The 13,527-nt window shown below is 63.6% G+C and carries 14 protein-coding genes; 5 read left to right on the plus strand and 9 right to left on the minus strand.

The annotated features are described in order from the left end of the window. Positions 1–203 precede the first annotated feature (203 nt). The 3 genes from C7I36_RS12910 to C7I36_RS12920 all read right to left on the minus strand — a co-directional run bounded on the left by C7I36_RS12910 (position 204) and on the right by C7I36_RS12920 (position 2,918). On the minus strand, positions 204–1,124 hold the full coding sequence (locus C7I36_RS12910) for a LysR substrate-binding domain-containing protein (RefSeq protein ID WP_106454114.1): 921 nt from the start codon (positions 1,122–1,124) through the stop codon (positions 204–206). A gap of 10 nt (positions 1,125–1,134) precedes the next feature. Next, positions 1,135–2,241, minus strand: coding sequence for a 1-acyl-sn-glycerol-3-phosphate acyltransferase (locus C7I36_RS12915; protein ID WP_106454115.1), 1,107 nt, complete (start codon positions 2,239–2,241; stop codon positions 1,135–1,137). A gap of 83 nt (positions 2,242–2,324) precedes the next feature. Then, positions 2,325–2,918, minus strand: coding sequence for a LysE family translocator (locus tag C7I36_RS12920; RefSeq protein ID WP_106454172.1), 594 nt, complete (start codon positions 2,916–2,918; stop codon positions 2,325–2,327). Between the two features lie 119 nt (positions 2,919–3,037). Here C7I36_RS12920 and C7I36_RS12925 point away from each other — a divergent pair, with 119 nt between their 5' ends. Genes C7I36_RS12925 through C7I36_RS12935 form a run of 3 tightly spaced genes read left to right on the plus strand, consistent with a single transcriptional unit; the run spans position 3,038 to position 5,167 of the window. Next, entirely contained in the window at positions 3,038–4,018 is a 981-nt protein-coding gene (locus C7I36_RS12925) for a hydrolase (protein ID WP_106454116.1), read from the plus strand. Next, a complete protein-coding gene (locus tag C7I36_RS12930) occupies positions 4,015–4,239 on the plus strand; it encodes a YheU family protein (RefSeq protein WP_106454117.1) in 225 nt (74 codons plus the stop codon). The genes C7I36_RS12925 and C7I36_RS12930 overlap by 4 nt, the downstream gene beginning before the upstream one ends. A gap of 58 nt (positions 4,240–4,297) precedes the next feature. Beyond that, the gene (locus C7I36_RS12935) at positions 4,298–5,167 is read left to right on the plus strand and encodes a phosphoribulokinase (protein ID WP_106454118.1); all 870 of its coding nucleotides are present in this window, start codon (positions 4,298–4,300) and stop codon (positions 5,165–5,167) included. Between the two features lie 254 nt (positions 5,168–5,421). Here the strand turns inward: C7I36_RS12935 and C7I36_RS12940 are convergent, their stop codons facing one another. Both C7I36_RS12940 and C7I36_RS12945 read right to left on the minus strand, forming a co-directional pair. Beyond that, positions 5,422–6,420, minus strand: coding sequence for a cytochrome-c peroxidase (locus tag C7I36_RS12940; protein WP_106454119.1), 999 nt, complete (start codon positions 6,418–6,420; stop codon positions 5,422–5,424). Between the two features lie 152 nt (positions 6,421–6,572). Then, entirely contained in the window at positions 6,573–6,977 is a 405-nt protein-coding gene (locus C7I36_RS12945; protein ID WP_106454120.1) for an OsmC family protein, read from the minus strand. Positions 6,978–7,157: 180 nt separating this feature from the next. Here C7I36_RS12945 and crp point away from each other — a divergent pair, with 180 nt between their 5' ends. Further along, positions 7,158–7,796, plus strand: coding sequence for a cAMP-activated global transcriptional regulator CRP (gene crp / locus C7I36_RS12950; protein ID WP_106454121.1), 639 nt, complete (start codon positions 7,158–7,160; stop codon positions 7,794–7,796). A 91-nt stretch (positions 7,797–7,887) separates the two neighbouring features. Further along, positions 7,888–8,238 carry a putative quinol monooxygenase gene (locus C7I36_RS12955; RefSeq protein WP_106454122.1) on the plus strand — a complete coding sequence of 117 codons (351 nt, stop codon included), beginning with the start codon at positions 7,888–7,890 and terminating at the stop codon, positions 8,236–8,238. Between the two features lie 67 nt (positions 8,239–8,305). Here C7I36_RS12955 and C7I36_RS12960 read toward each other — a convergent pair whose 3' ends face one another. The 4 genes from C7I36_RS12960 to hutU all read right to left on the minus strand — a co-directional run bounded on the left by C7I36_RS12960 (position 8,306) and on the right by hutU (position 13,521). Continuing rightward, positions 8,306–9,409, minus strand: coding sequence for a phosphoribosylaminoimidazolesuccinocarboxamide synthase (locus tag C7I36_RS12960; RefSeq protein ID WP_106454123.1), 1,104 nt, complete (start codon positions 9,407–9,409; stop codon positions 8,306–8,308). A gap of 102 nt (positions 9,410–9,511) precedes the next feature. Next, positions 9,512–10,180, minus strand: coding sequence for a metal-dependent hydrolase (locus tag C7I36_RS12965; RefSeq protein WP_106454124.1), 669 nt, complete (start codon positions 10,178–10,180; stop codon positions 9,512–9,514). A gap of 110 nt (positions 10,181–10,290) precedes the next feature. Continuing rightward, a complete protein-coding gene (gene hutH, locus C7I36_RS12970; protein WP_106454125.1) occupies positions 10,291–11,823 on the minus strand; it encodes a histidine ammonia-lyase in 1,533 nt (510 codons plus the stop codon). A gap of 3 nt (positions 11,824–11,826) precedes the next feature. Beyond that, positions 11,827–13,521: a urocanate hydratase gene (gene hutU, locus C7I36_RS12975; protein WP_106454126.1), complete on the minus strand. Its 1,695-nt coding sequence runs from the start codon at positions 13,519–13,521 to the stop codon at positions 11,827–11,829. Positions 13,522–13,527: the final 6 nt, after the last annotated feature.

Genomic DNA, 13,527 nt, shown 5'->3' on the forward strand with positions numbered 1-13,527 from the left:
GCAGAAGATAGCCAGCATGAACACAGACTATCTGGATCAGGTCTTGGCAGCGGGGCTGAGGGCAATGGCGGCGCAGTGAGCATGAACACCTTGGTTTTTTAACAAAATGTTCACGCTCTCACCCTGGGGACAGTGCTCATGATAGAGAAAGGAACTTGGCTAAAAAACGGAGAAAAACCAAAACCATCTATTGTAAAAACTGGTTAAACCTTATCGATCAGGGATGAACAGTTTACAGCCCCCGTTTCCCCGTGCAGCCAGTCGCAGAACAGGCGGATTTCCGTCAGGCGGGGCGAGTCGGGTCGCCACACCAGGTAGTACTGGTGCAGGGGCTTGAGTTCAGGGGCGAAGGGGCGGCACAGCCGGCCGTCGCGCAGCAGATCCGCCACCAGCACCGAACGGCTCAGGGTCACCCCCTGCCCCGCCAGCACCATGTCCAGCGCCAGGCTGCCGTCGTCCACCGTCATGTGCCGGCAGCGGGCGAGCAGTTCGGGCCGGCCGGCCAGCGCCAGCCAGTTGGCCCAGCTCACCCCGGCGTATTCCGGCGCCGTCACCAGGGGCACGCCCGCCAGCTCATCCAGGGAACCTAGCCGTCCGGCCAGGGCCGGGCTGCACACCGGAAAAGCGGTGTCCGCCATCAGCAGCTCGCAGGCGAGATCCGGGTATCGGCCCCGGCCATAGCGGATGGCCAGATCGACCTCTCCCCCCGCCACATCGGCAAGTTGCTGGCTGGGTTGCGGACGGATCTCGATATCGGGGTGGGCTTCGGCGAAGCGCCATAGTCTGGGCATCAGCCAGCGCGCCGCCAGGGACGGCAGCACGCTGACAACCAGAGGCCTGGCGCCGGACGGGACCAATTGTTCCAGCCCCTGGCGCAGCAAAGCCAGCCCCTGCTCCACAAAAGGCAGCAGTTGGCGCCCTTCCCGGGTCAACACCATGCCTGCGCCCCGTCGCACGAACAGCCGGCAACCGAGGGACCGCTCCAGGTTGCGGATTTGCTGGCTGACCGCCGCCTGGGTCACGCACAGTTCGGCGGCGGCGGCCGAATAACTCCCATGGCGGGCGGCGGCGGCGAACACCCGCAGGCCGCTCAGCCGGCTGGCGGTAAGGGAAGGCGCGCGCACAGGCCCGGACTCAGTCCTTGTTCAGCACGGGCCGGGCATACATGGAAAGCACCCGCTCGCGCAGATCGGCGGGAATGCCCGTCATGTGCCGCTCAAATGCCTCGGCGGCGGCGGGATCCACGCCGGCGGTTTGTCCGGCGGCCAGCAAATTACTGGGGAACAGGTGATAGTTGGCGTGGATTTCCCGGTCGATGGCCGCCGCCAGGTCGTCGGCGTTATCGAAGTCGCCGTGCACCGGCTGGCCAAAGGTCACGTGTACCCGGCCCTTCTGGCCGACGATGCCCTGCACTATGCTCTGGATATCCTCGAACTCGCTCTTCTCGTAGCCGCCGTGGGTGGCCTTGGCATGCAGTTCCCGGGCCTTGGCCAGGTCGCCCGGGTCATATTCGTAGGAAATGGACACCGGCACCAGGTTGAGGCTGCGGATATAGTCGCCGAAGGGGATTTTCTGCCGCTTGCCTTCCATATGGAACATCTTGAGGATGGCCGGATCCGTTTTGTCGTCGCCGTCCTTGGCCCGTCCTTCCTTCTGGGCTATCCAGATGGAGTGGCCTTCGTCAATGGAGTGGCGCAGGTAGGAGGACAATTCGCTGAACGCCTTCATCATTTCCCGCGGCCCCTTGGCCGAGCGCTTGACGATAAAGCTTTTGTTCAGCTTCATCAGCTCGGTGACACAGGGCTTGCGCAGCAGGTTGTCACCGATGGCGATGCGCACCGTGTCCAGGCCATGGCTGTGAAGGCCCCAGTTGACGAAGGCCGGGTCCAGGGCAATATCCCTGTGGTTGGAGATGAACAGGTAGCCCACCCCGGGCTTGATGTTCTCCAGGCCGGAGTAGGTCACGCCGGAGGTGGTGCGCGCTATCATCTTTTCCATGTAGGTCGCCACTTCCAGCTGCACCTGGCGGATGCTGTTCACCTTGCGCCAGCGCCAGCCCAGATAGAGGCGGATCAGGGACCTGATGGCGGCCCCGCCCCAGCGGGACAGGCCGGAAAAGCGGTACTTGGCAATGGCGCCGATAAATTCGTCGTCGTGTATCAGGCGCTGGATGGCGCCGGCGACTTCGTCGTCCCGGTAGGGACGGATTTCCTTGAATACGTCTGTTGTGTCAGAAACCATGACAGCCTTGATCTAGGGACAAAAAACGGCCAGATTCTACACCCTTTGCCGCCAAACTCGAACGATTAAGCGCAAAAACGGGATCACCACCAGATCATCGCCACGCTCCCGGCGGTGAGCAGCGCCATCAGCCGGTTGAAGCGACGCCAGTCGGTATCGGTACGCAGCCAGCGTCGCACATGGATGCCGAACAGGGCCCAGACATGGCCGGTCAGCAGTCCAAAAAACAGGAACACCGCCAGTACCAGCGCCGCCGACGGCCAGTACTGCTCCCCGGCCAGGGTGAAACCGCTGATCGCCGAAATGGCCATCAGCCAGGATTTGGGGTTAAGGAACTGGAACAGGGCGCCCTGGTGCCAGCCCATGCCCAGACGCTCCTCTTCGGCCCCGGGCGGCGGTGCGCTGGCAATCTGCCAGGCCAGCCACAGCAAGTAGCCGCTGCCGGCCATTTTCAGGCCCCACTGCAGCGCCGGCCAGTGCAGGAACAGCCGGCCAAGGCCGAGGGCGGTGAGCAGCATCAGCGCCTGCAGGCCCAGCATGATGCCGAGCAGCAGCTTGAGCGTGGGCCGGTAGCCAAAGCGGGTGCCGGAGCTGGTCAGCAGCATGTTGTTGGGGCCGGGGGTGCCGCAGGTAGCCAGGGCAAAACCGGCAACGGAGCCAAGCAGGGCAAAGTCCATGATGGTTAGCAAGAAATAAGGAAGAACACTGTTTTACTCGATTTTCCGGACTGCGCCCAGTATTTTATCAGCACAATGACCGGCCCCGCCGCTCACCCCAGGTACAGCAACAGGAAGCCATGATCCATCCCAGCCGATTCCAGTCACCCTGGTGGGCCCGCAACCCACACCTCCAGACCATACTGGCCAAATACCTGCATCGCGCCCGGCAGCCCTGCCAGACGGAGCGGCTGGAGCTGCCGGACGGCGATTTTGTCGACCTGGCCTGGGGCACCCCGCGGCTGGAGCCGCACCGGCCGTTGGTGGTGCTGTTTCACGGGCTGGAAGGGAATATCGAATCCCACTATGCCCAGGGCATGATGGCGGCCCTGTATCGGCGCGGCTGGCAGCCGGTGCTGATGCACTTTCGCGGCTGCAGCGGCGAGCCCAACCGCCACCTGCAGGCCTACCATTCCGGCGCGACCGAGGACCCCCGCCATGTGCTGGACACCCTGCGCCAGCGCTTTCCCGACCGGCCCATGGCAGCCATCGGCTATTCCCTCGGCGGCAACATGCTGGTCAACTACCTGGCGGAGCAGCCGCGCAACCCGCTGTGCGCCGCCGCCGTGATCTCGGCCCCGCTGCATCTGTCGGCCTGCGCCGATCGCATCAACCGCGGCTTTTCCCGGCTCTACCAGCACTACCTGCTGGCGCGCATGAAACACAATTGGCGCCAGCGCCTGGGGCGCCACCCCCACCATCGCTGGGCGGGCAACCTGGACCATATCCGCAGCCTGCGCCAGTTCGACGATCTGGTCACCGCCCCGGTGCACGGCTTTCGCAATGCGGAGGATTACTACCGGCGCTGCTCGGGCTTGTTCCGCCTGTCCCGGCTGGCCACCCCGACCCTTATCCTCCATGCCGCCGACGATCCCTTTATGAACGATGCCGTCATCCCCGATGCCGACTTGCTGCCGCCGGCGGTGACCTACGAGTTGAGCCGCCATGGCGGCCATGTGGGCTTTATGGCGGGTGCACCCTGGCGCCCCAGTTACTGGCTGGAGCAGCGCATCCCCGAGTGGCTGGAACAACATTGGCCCCCTTATCAGGAAAAAGCATGATTATTCCCTTTGCCGAGTTGCCGGAAGAGACCCTGAACAATTTGATCGAACATTTCGTGCTCCAGGAAGGCACCGAGTACGGCACCCAGGAGGTGTCCCTGGAGCAAAAAGTATCCCAGGTAAAACAGCAACTTAAAGTTGGAGAGGCGGTTATCGTCTACAGCGAGCTGCACGACAGCGTCAATATAGTACCGGCCCGGCGCTTCCATCAGAAACCTTGACCTGGCCCCGGCGCACTGCGTATAAACATTCACGGTTCATTCAATTTTAAGGTCTGTTATGTCTGCCAAGCACCCCATCATAGCGGTGACCGGCTCTTCGGGTGCCGGCACATCGACCTCCACCGACGTTTTCCAGTCCATGTTCGCCCAGCTCGGGGTCAAGGCCGCCGTGGTGGAAGGCGACAGCTTCCACCGCTACACCCGCCCCGAAATGGATGTGGCCATCCGCCGGGCCAGGGAGCAGGGCCGGCATATCAGCTATTTCGGCCCCGAAGCCAACGACTTCGAGCTGCTGGAGCAGTTTTTCAAGGAATACGGCGATACCGGCACCGGCCAGTTCCGCCGCTACCTGCACACCTTTGACGAGGCGGTGCCCTTCAACCAGATGCCGGGCACCTTCACCCCCTGGCAGCAACTGGCCCAGGACACCAACCTTCTGTTCTACGAAGGGCTGCACGGCGGCGTGGTGACCGAAGAGCAGAACGTGGCCCAGCATGTGGATTTGCTGGTGGGCATGGTCCCCATCGTCAACCTGGAGTGGATCCAAAAGCTTATCCGCGATACCGCCGAGCGCGGCCATTCCCGGGAGGCGGTCACCGACTCCATCGTCCGCTCGATGGAGGACTACATCAACTTCATCACCCCCCAGTTCTCCCGCACCCACATCAACTTCCAGCGGGTGCCGACGGTGGACACTTCCAATCCCTTCAGCGCCAAAATCATTCCGACCCTGGACGAAAGCATGATGGTGATCCGCTTTCGCGGCATCAAGAACGTCGACTTCCCCTACCTGCTGGCAATGATCGACGGCTCCTTCATGTCCCGGCGCAACACCATAGTGGTGCCCGGCGGCAAGATGGGCTTTGCCATGGAGCTGATCCTGCGCCCCCTGATCGAACAGCTGCTGGAAACCGGCAAAATCCGCTAAATGTAAACAGGCCCGGCGGTGCCGGGCCTCAGACTGCTGACAAACCTTCAGGCTTACCTAAGCAGGTAACACCCATGCCCAAACAGGCGGACAAAGGGAACGGCTCCGCCGACCCTCCGCGCCAGGGCCGGAAAATGCTCCTGCCGTTCCGACATTCCCGCCATCCCTGGCGGTCAGAAGCGCGGCGGAGCCTCCATGGATGGATTACGGCGTGACGGCGGAGTTGGCCTTTTGGTTGACTTATGCGGCCGCCCTTAACCGAAGGGCTCCGGCGCCGGGGTCTCGTTGGTGGACGGCGGCAGTATCGGCAGCTCAAAGCGTGGCTGCTCGCCGGTCAGCGACTTCAGGAAGGCGACGATCTGGCCAATTTCCTGCTCCGAATACACCCGCCCCAGCTGCAGCCGGCCCATAATGTCTACTGCCTCTTCCAGGGTGGCGGCCTCGCCATCATGGAAGTAGGGGTAGGTCAGCTCCACGTTGCGCAGGGTCGGCACCTTGAAGGTAAAGCGATCCGCATCCTTGCCGGTGACAGCGGCACGGCCGATGGCGTCGGAGTCGGACCGGTAGGGCTCTACTACCCCCATTTTCTGGAAGGAGGTGCCGCCGAGGTTGGGGCCGTTGTGGCAGGCCACGCAACCGCTTTGCTTGAACAGCTGATAACCGGCCAGGGCCTGTTCGGTAATGGCGTCGTCATCGCCCAGCAGCCACTGGTCGAAGGGCGAATGGGGGGTGACCAGGGTTTCCTCGAAGGCGGCGATGGCATCGGTCACCATGTCGATATCCAGTTCGCTCTTGCCGAATACCACCTCGAACTCGGCCACATAGCCGGGGATGGATTGCAGCACACCGATGGCCAGTTCGTGGGTAAAGGCCATTTCACCCGGGTTGGCGATGGGGCCGCCGGCCTGCTCTTTCAGGTCCGCCGCCCGGCCGTCCCAGAACTGGGCCAGGTTAAGGCTGGAGTTGAGCACGGTGGGCGAGTTGATCGGCCCCTGCTGCCAGTTGTGGCCGATGGAGGTCTTGAGGTTGTCGGTGCCGCCCATCGACAGGTTGTGGCAGGAGTTGCAGGAAATAAAACCCGACTTGGACAGACGGGGATCGAAGAACAGCTTTTTACCCAGTTCGGCCAGGGCCGGCTGGCTGATATTGGCGACGGGGACCGGCTGGACCGGTTCGCTGCGGGGAGACTCGGCCCAGGCGACCTGGGCGGCCAGGGCCAGCGCCACGGCGGTGGTGGTAATGCACATTTTCATCCTGCTTCCCTCTGCATGATTGGCAATTTCCTAGAGCCCTGTATGGCTCTCTTTGCCTATCAAGATACCACCTTAGAGGTATTTTTTGTTGACCTGGATCAGGGAAACCGCCAGGGAAGGGCACCCGCCTGGCGGGTGCCCGCAGCCCTGGCTCAGGCTTCGCGGATTTCAAAGGAAGAGGAAACGTCCACCGCCTTTTCCAGCATTTTCATCACCGAGCAGTATTTTTCCATGGACAGTTCCACCGCCCGGGCCACCTGCTTTTCGGGCAGCGCCTGGCCGGTCACCACGAAATGCAGCCGGATACGGGTAAAGACCCGGGGCGGATTCTCGGCCCGGTCCGCGTCCAGCTCCACCTCGCAACCGGTCACCTGCTGGCGTCCCTTCTCCAGGATGGACACCACGTCGATGGCGCTGCAGCCACCGGCGCCCAACAGCACCGCTTCCATCGGGCTCGGGCCCTGGCCCGGATTGGTGCCGTCCAGCAGGATTTTGTGGCCGGACTCGGACACCCCTTCAAAACACATGTTTTCCAACCAGCGAACCTGGGCTTTCATAACACCTCCCTCAACGGAAAAGCCAAATACTAGCGGATTGCGCCGCCGCCGACGAGCAGATCTGGCCTTGGCGCTTGATGCCCGGAGCCAAGCCTTTTATGCTAGCCGTCTATCCACGAAGTAAGGCAAGGCTGCCTGCTTGCCTGGGTGTTGCGCCCGCGTCAATAAAGAGGAAAGTTCATGGTTATTGGCAAGTCCCAAAGTGACCCTACCCTGGAATGGTTTTTGTCACATTGCCATATTCATAAGTATCCGGCCAAAAGCTCGCTGATCCACGCCGGAGAAAAGGCCGAAACCCTCTACTACATCGTAAAAGGCTCGGTCGCGGTATTGATCAAGGACGAAGACGGCAAGGAGATGATCCTGTCCTACCTCAACCAGGGCGACTTTATGGGCGAGCTGGGCCTGTTCGAGGAAACCGAAAACCCGGTGCGCACCGCCTGGGTCAGGGCCAAGACTCCCTGTGAAGTGGCCGAGATCTCCTACAAGAAATTCCGCCAGCTGATCCAGGTGAATCCGGAAATCCTGATCCGCCTGTCGGGCCAGATGGCCAAGCGGCTGCAGAGCACCAGCCAGAAGGTAGGAGACCTGGCCTTTCTCGACGTGACCGGCCGCATCGCCGAAACCCTGCTCAACCTGGCCCGCCAGCCGGACGCCATGACCCACCCGGACGGCATGCAGATCAAGATCACCCGCCAGGAAATCGGCCAGATCGTGGGCTGCTCCCGGGAAACCGTGGGCCGCATCCTGAAGATGCTGGAAGAGCAGAACCTGATCTCCGCTCACGGCAAGACCATAGTGGTGTTCGGCACCCGCTGAGGCCCGGACCTCCCCTCGCATACGCCGCCGTCATGGCGGCGTTTTGTTTTTGGCCTACGACGGGGCCGCCTTTCACAGGAGAAAGAGAAAGATGTCCAGCAAGATATATTGTATCGCCAGCTTCGAGCCCAAACCGGGCAAGGAAAGGGCGCTGTTCCGGGTGCTGCAGGGGCTGGAAGCCGACACCCTGCGCGAGGACGGCTGCCTCCAGTACAGGGTCACCCGCCACATTCCCAGCCCCTTCGCCGGCGGCCAGAGCTATCCGCTGGTGTTCAACGAGATCTGGGCCGACATGGCCAGCTTCGAGGCCCACTGCCAGCGCAGCGCCATCGCCGAGTTTTTCGAGACCCACTGCGTCAGTCCCGAGGGCCTGGTGGCCCGGCACAACGTCTGCATCTACACCGACGAGCCGGAAGACTTCGACGCCCCCCGCTTCGGCTGAAGCCGCCCCGGCAAGAAGGCATTAAAAAACCCGGGATGTCCCGGGTTTTTATCGTTTGAGCTGATGCTCAGTCGATCAGACCGTACTGGTCGCGCAGTATGGCGATGATATCCGCCTTGGGATGGTCGGACAGCTCCAATTTCTGGCCGGTGATCTTCTCGGCGATGCCCACATAGGTGCGGGACACGTCCATCAGCACCTCAGCCGGCAGGGCATTGTCCCGGGCCAGGGCCTCGCGCTCGGGCATGCGGTCCTTGTTGAGCAGGATATCCGGGTCCGGGAAGTGGTTGAGCAGCACCTGGCGGAAGTCCTCCTTGGAATTCTCCACGATGCGCCCTTCCCGCCAGGCGGGGCCGTCCCAGATGCGCGACGAGTCGGGGGTACCCACCTCGTCCATGTAGATCAGCTTCTCGTTGCCCGCCGCGTCGGTGACATAACCGAACTCGAACTTGGTATCCACGAAGATCTGGTCGAGCTTGGCCAGCTCATCGCTGATCACCTCGAAGCCTTCCTTCAGCAGCCGCTCGTACAGGGCGATATCGTCCTTGCTCCTGAAGTTGAAGGCGGCGAAGTTGTCTTCGATATTCCGGCGGGTGATGTTGACGTCGTCCGCCTCCGGCACCCCGGGAATACCCCTGAGGATGCCCTTGGTGGAGGGCGTCATCAGCAGTTCGGGCAGCTTCTGATCCTTTTGCAGGCCGTCCGGCAGACGGATGCCGCAGAAGTCCCGCTCGCCCTTGGCGTAGCTGCGCCACATGGAGCCGGTGATGTACTGGCGGCAGATGGCTTCTATCTTCACCGGGGTGGCCTTCTGCACTATCCACACGAAGGGATGGGGGATGTCGAGGATATGGCTGTCGGCCAGGCCCCGCTCCTTGAACAGCCGGAACCAGTGGTTGGAGATGGCATTGAGCGCCGCTCCCTTGCCGGGCACCCCGTTCAGGCCACCCTCCCCGTGCCAGATGCAGTCGAAGGCGGAGATGCGATCGCTGATCACCATGATGGCCAGGGGCGCGTCGGGCGCCACGTCATAGCCCTTTTCCTCGATCAGGCGGCGGCTGTCCTCTTCGGTCAGCCAGTAGACGGAGCGCACCTTGCCGCTGTGCACCGGCTGGCGGGTACGGATGGGGAGGTCGTTGTTAACGGCCAATACCTTGTCTGCAAGACTCATCGGTGTGTCCTGTGTGGAATGTTGAACCTGTACTGGAAGTCGGCCCCGGTGGTTATTGTGTTTATATTTGGGAGACGGCAGGGCTTGCCAGCGGCGCCTATCTTACCAGAACTGGGAAATCGGCAATAGCCGCGCCAGCAGGCCGGATGATACGGGCGCCAGCCACCAGCCGCCCGCCAGCAGGCAAAGCAACAGCAGGTTGGCCAGGGGCGCGCGCCACTCGATAAGCTTCAGGGCGGTGCCGAAGGATTTTTTGATGCGCCGCCCCTCCAGATCGATGCTGTACAGCTCATCCAGCAGCAGGTGGATAAAGGCGCCGACAAAGACGAAGACACCGGTCTCCCAGGCAAGTCCGGGGGGCAGGCCGAACAGCCGGTGGCCGATCACCACAGTGGCCAGGGCGAAGACCCCGTTGGCCAGCAGCGAATGCAGGCTGCCCCGGTGCACCGTGAAGCGGGCGAAGACCCAGCACAGGGGATAGCGGACCAGGCCGTAGGCGACGGCGCCCAGCACCAGGGTATCGGTAAGCGCCAGCCGCTCCCGGCCGTAAAGCAGGGCCAGCAGGGCCGCCAGCACACCGAACAGCCGAAAGACGATGCGGATGGAGCGGGAGCTGTCGGCGTCGATGTCCGGCAGTATGCCGCCCAGGGTGCCGGCCAGCCACAGCAGTACCCCCTCGGCCAGGGTCAGTTGCTGGGCCCACACCAGGGCGCCGGCCAGCAGACCGCCGGCCACGGTGGCCACCTGGATATGGGTTCTGAAATCCGCCATCGACCGTCCTCCCCGGCTGACAAGGGGCGCGAGTCTAGCACGAAGGTGCTGGATAAAAAAACAGGGCTGCCGAGGCAGCCCTGTCAAATTCCCCGCAAGCGGAGTCGTGCTCAGTGACTGGGCAGCAGGTCCTTCGGAACCAGGCGGCTCAGGCTGCCCGCCTTGAGCAGGGCGTCGGCCTGCTCGATGTCGGGGGCGAAAAAGCGGTCCTTGTCGTAATAGCTCACCTTCTCCCGCAGGGTCTGGCGGGCCAGCTCCAGCGGGGCCGTGGTCTTGAGGCCACCACGGAAATCCAGGCCCTGACAGGCCGCCAGCCATTCGATGGCCAGCACGCCCCGGCTGTTTTCCACCATGTCCCACAGCCGGCGACCGCCGTTGGGGGCCATGGAGACGTGGTCTTCCTGGTTGGCGGAGGTGGGCAACGAGTCCACCGAATGCGGGTGGGCCAGCGCCTTGTTGTCGGACGCCAGGGCCGCGGCGGTGACCTGGGCGATCATAAAGCCGGAGTTGACGCCGCCGTTTTCCACCAGGAAGGGCGGCAGGCCGGACATGTGGGTATCCATCATCAGCGACACCCGCCGCTCGCTTAAGGATCCGATCTCGGCAATCGCCAGGGCGATGTTGTCCGCCGCCATGGCCACCGGCTCGGCGTGGAAGTTGCCGCCGGAGATGACGTCGTTGTCCTCGGCGAACACCAGGGGGTTGTCGGACACCGCGTTGCCCTCGACGAGCAGCACCTCGGCGGCCTGGCGCAGCTGGGTCAGGCAGGCGCCCATCACCTGGGGCTGGCAGCGCAGGGAGTAGGGATCCTGCACCTTGGCACAGTTGACATGGGTCTTGCTGATATCGCTCTGCTCGCCCAGCAGGTGGCGGTAGGCAGCGGCGGCGTCGATCTGGCCGGCCTGGCCGCGCACCTCGTGGATGCGGGCATCGAAGGGGCGACGGGAGCTCAGGGTGGCTTCCACCGTCAGGCCACCCACCACCACGGCGCTGGCGAACAGGTCTTCCGCCTCGAACAGGCCGCGCAGGGCGAAGGCGGTGGACACCTGGGTACCGTTCAGCAGCGCCAGGCCTTCCTTGGGCGCCAGGCCCATCGGCTTCAGGCCGGCGATCTCCAGTGCCTGGCCGGCGCTGATGATCTCGCCCTGGTAGCGGGCCTGGCCCTCGCCCAGCAACACGCAGCTCATGTGCGCCAGGGGCGCCAGGTCGCCGGAGGCGCCGACGGAGCCCTTGCCGGGGATGCAGGGGTAGACGCCGTGGTTGACCAGCGCCATCAGCGCCTCCAGCACCTGCAGGCGGATGCCGGAGTAGCCGCGGGCCAGGCTGTTGATCTTGAGCACCATGATCAACCGCACCAGCTCGTCGCTGACCAGCGCCCCCAGGCCGGTGGCGTGGGACAGCACCAGGGAACGCTGCAGGGTTTCCAGGTCTTCCGGTTTGATGCGGGTATTGGCCAGCAGGCCGAACCCGGTGTTGATACCGTACACGGTGCGGTCTTCCGCCACCATGCGGTTGACGCAGTCGACCGAGGCCTGGATGGTGCCGTGCACCGCAGGATCCAGCGCCAGCTTCACGGGCTGTTCATAGGCCTGGCGCATCTCGGCCAGGGTCATTTTTCCGGGATGGATAGTCAGAGTGCTCATAAATTAGTCCTTGTTGCTCAAGCCATTAACCATGGGCAGGTCCAGGCCGTTGTCACGGGCGCAGTTGATGGCGATATCATAACCCGCGTCGGCGTGGCGCATCACGCCGGTGCCCGGGTCGTTACGCAGCACCCGGCCCAGGCGCGCGGCGGCGGCGTCGGTACCGTCGGCCACGATTACCACGCCCGAGTGCTGGCTGAACCCCATGCCGACCCCGCCGCCGTGGTGCAGGGACACCCAGGTGGCGCCACCGGCGGTGTTGAGCAGGGCGTTCAGCAGCGGCCAGTCACTGACGGCATCGGAGCCGTCCATCATCGCCTCGGTTTCCCGGTTGGGGCTGGCGACGGAGCCGGAGTCCAGGTGGTCACGGCCGATCACGATGGGCGCCTTGAGTTCGCCGTTCTTGACCATCTCGTTGAAGGCCAGGCCCAGGCGGGCACGGTCTTTCAGGCCGACCCAGCAGATACGGGCGGGCAGGCCCTGGAAGCTGATGCGCTCGCGCGCCATGTCCAGCCAGTTGTGCAGGTGCGGGTTGTCGGGGATCAGCTCCTTCACCTTGGCGTCGGTCTTGTAGATGTCCTCCGGATCGCCGGACAGGGCCACCCAGCGGAAGGGACCTATGCCCTGGCAGAACAGCGGACGGATATAGGCCGGGACGAAGCCGGGGAAGTCGAAGGCATTCTTGACGCCCTCTTCCAGCGCCATCTGGCGGATGTTGTTGCCGTAGTCGAAGGTGGGCACGCCCATCTGCTGGAAGTCGAGCATGGCCTGCACGTGCACCGCCATGGACTGCTTGGCCGCCTTGACGGTAGCCTCGGGCTGGCTCTTGCCACGCACCACGTACTCCTCCCAGCTCCAGCCCTGGGGCAGGTAGCCGTGCAGCGGATCGTGGGCGCTGGTCTGGTCGGTGACCATGTCGGGCTTGACGCCGCGCCTGACCAGTTCGGGCAGCACGTCGGCGGCATTGGCGCACAGGCCGATGGAAATCGCCTTGCCCTCGGCGGTGTAACGCTCGATGCGGGCCAGGGCGTCATCCAGGCTCTCGGCCTGCTCGTCCAGGTAGCGGGTGCGCAGGCGGAAGTCGATGCTGGACTGCTGGCACTCGATGTTGAGCGAGCAGGCGCCGGCCAGGGTCGCCGCCAGGGGCTGGGCACCGCCCATGCCGCCCAGGCCGGCGGTGAGGATCCAGCGGCCCTTGAGGTTGCCGTCATAGTGCTGGCGACCGGCCTCGACGAAGGTCTCGTAGGTGCCCTGGACGATGCCCTGGGAACCGATGTAGATCCAGGAGCCGGCGGTCATCTGGCCGTACATCATCAGGCCTTTTTTATCCAGCTCGTTGAAGTGCTCCCAGTTGGCCCAGGCCGGCACCAGGTTGGAGTTGGCCAGCAGCACCCGCGGCGCGTCGGCGTGGGTCTTGAACACGCCCACCGGCTTGCCGGACTGGATCAGCAGGGTCTCGTCGTCTTCCAGCCGCTTGAGCACATCGACGATGCGGTCGAAGCAGGGCCAGTTGCGGGCGGCGCGGCCGATACCGCCGTACACCACCAGATCCTCGGGCCGCTCGGCCACGTCCGGGTGCAGGTTGTTGTGCAGCATGCGGTAGGCGGCTTCGGTCAGCCAGCTTTTACAGACTTTATTGACGCCGGTGGGCGCCTTGATAACACGGCCGGGAGCGTGACGATCGTTTTGTTGTGACATGTGGGT

Source organism: Zobellella taiwanensis, assembly GCF_003012795.1.
Lineage (GTDB): Bacteria > Pseudomonadota > Gammaproteobacteria > Enterobacterales > Aeromonadaceae > Oceanimonas > Oceanimonas taiwanensis.

Excerpts from the sequence above, each read along its gene's own strand:
- crp (WP_106454121.1), top strand. The coding sequence starts at position 7,158 with ATGGTTATTGGCAAGTCCCAAAGTGACCCTACCCTGGAATGGTTTTTG.
- C7I36_RS12955 (WP_106454122.1), top strand. The coding sequence starts at position 7,888 with ATGTCCAGCAAGATATATTGTATCGCCAGCTTCGAGCCCAAACCGGGC.
- C7I36_RS12940 (WP_106454119.1), bottom strand. The coding sequence starts at position 6,420 with ATGAAAATGTGCATTACCACCACCGCCGTGGCGCTGGCCCTGGCCGCC.
- C7I36_RS12920 (WP_106454172.1), bottom strand. The coding sequence starts at position 2,918 with ATGGACTTTGCCCTGCTTGGCTCCGTTGCCGGTTTTGCCCTGGCTACC.
- hutH (WP_106454125.1), bottom strand. The coding sequence starts at position 11,823 with ATGAGCACTCTGACTATCCATCCCGGAAAAATGACCCTGGCCGAGATG.
- C7I36_RS12945 (WP_106454120.1), bottom strand. The coding sequence starts at position 6,977 with ATGAAAGCCCAGGTTCGCTGGTTGGAAAACATGTGTTTTGAAGGGGTG.
- C7I36_RS12935 (WP_106454118.1), top strand. The coding sequence starts at position 4,298 with ATGTCTGCCAAGCACCCCATCATAGCGGTGACCGGCTCTTCGGGTGCC.
- C7I36_RS12960 (WP_106454123.1), bottom strand. The coding sequence starts at position 9,409 with ATGAGTCTTGCAGACAAGGTATTGGCCGTTAACAACGACCTCCCCATC.
- C7I36_RS12965 (WP_106454124.1), bottom strand. The coding sequence starts at position 10,180 with ATGGCGGATTTCAGAACCCATATCCAGGTGGCCACCGTGGCCGGCGGT.
- hutU (WP_106454126.1), bottom strand. The coding sequence starts at position 13,521 with ATGTCACAACAAAACGATCGTCACGCTCCCGGCCGTGTTATCAAGGCG.
- C7I36_RS12925 (WP_106454116.1), top strand. The coding sequence starts at position 3,038 with ATGATCCATCCCAGCCGATTCCAGTCACCCTGGTGGGCCCGCAACCCA.
- C7I36_RS12915 (WP_106454115.1), bottom strand. The coding sequence starts at position 2,241 with ATGGTTTCTGACACAACAGACGTATTCAAGGAAATCCGTCCCTACCGG.
- C7I36_RS12930 (WP_106454117.1), top strand. The coding sequence starts at position 4,015 with ATGATTATTCCCTTTGCCGAGTTGCCGGAAGAGACCCTGAACAATTTG.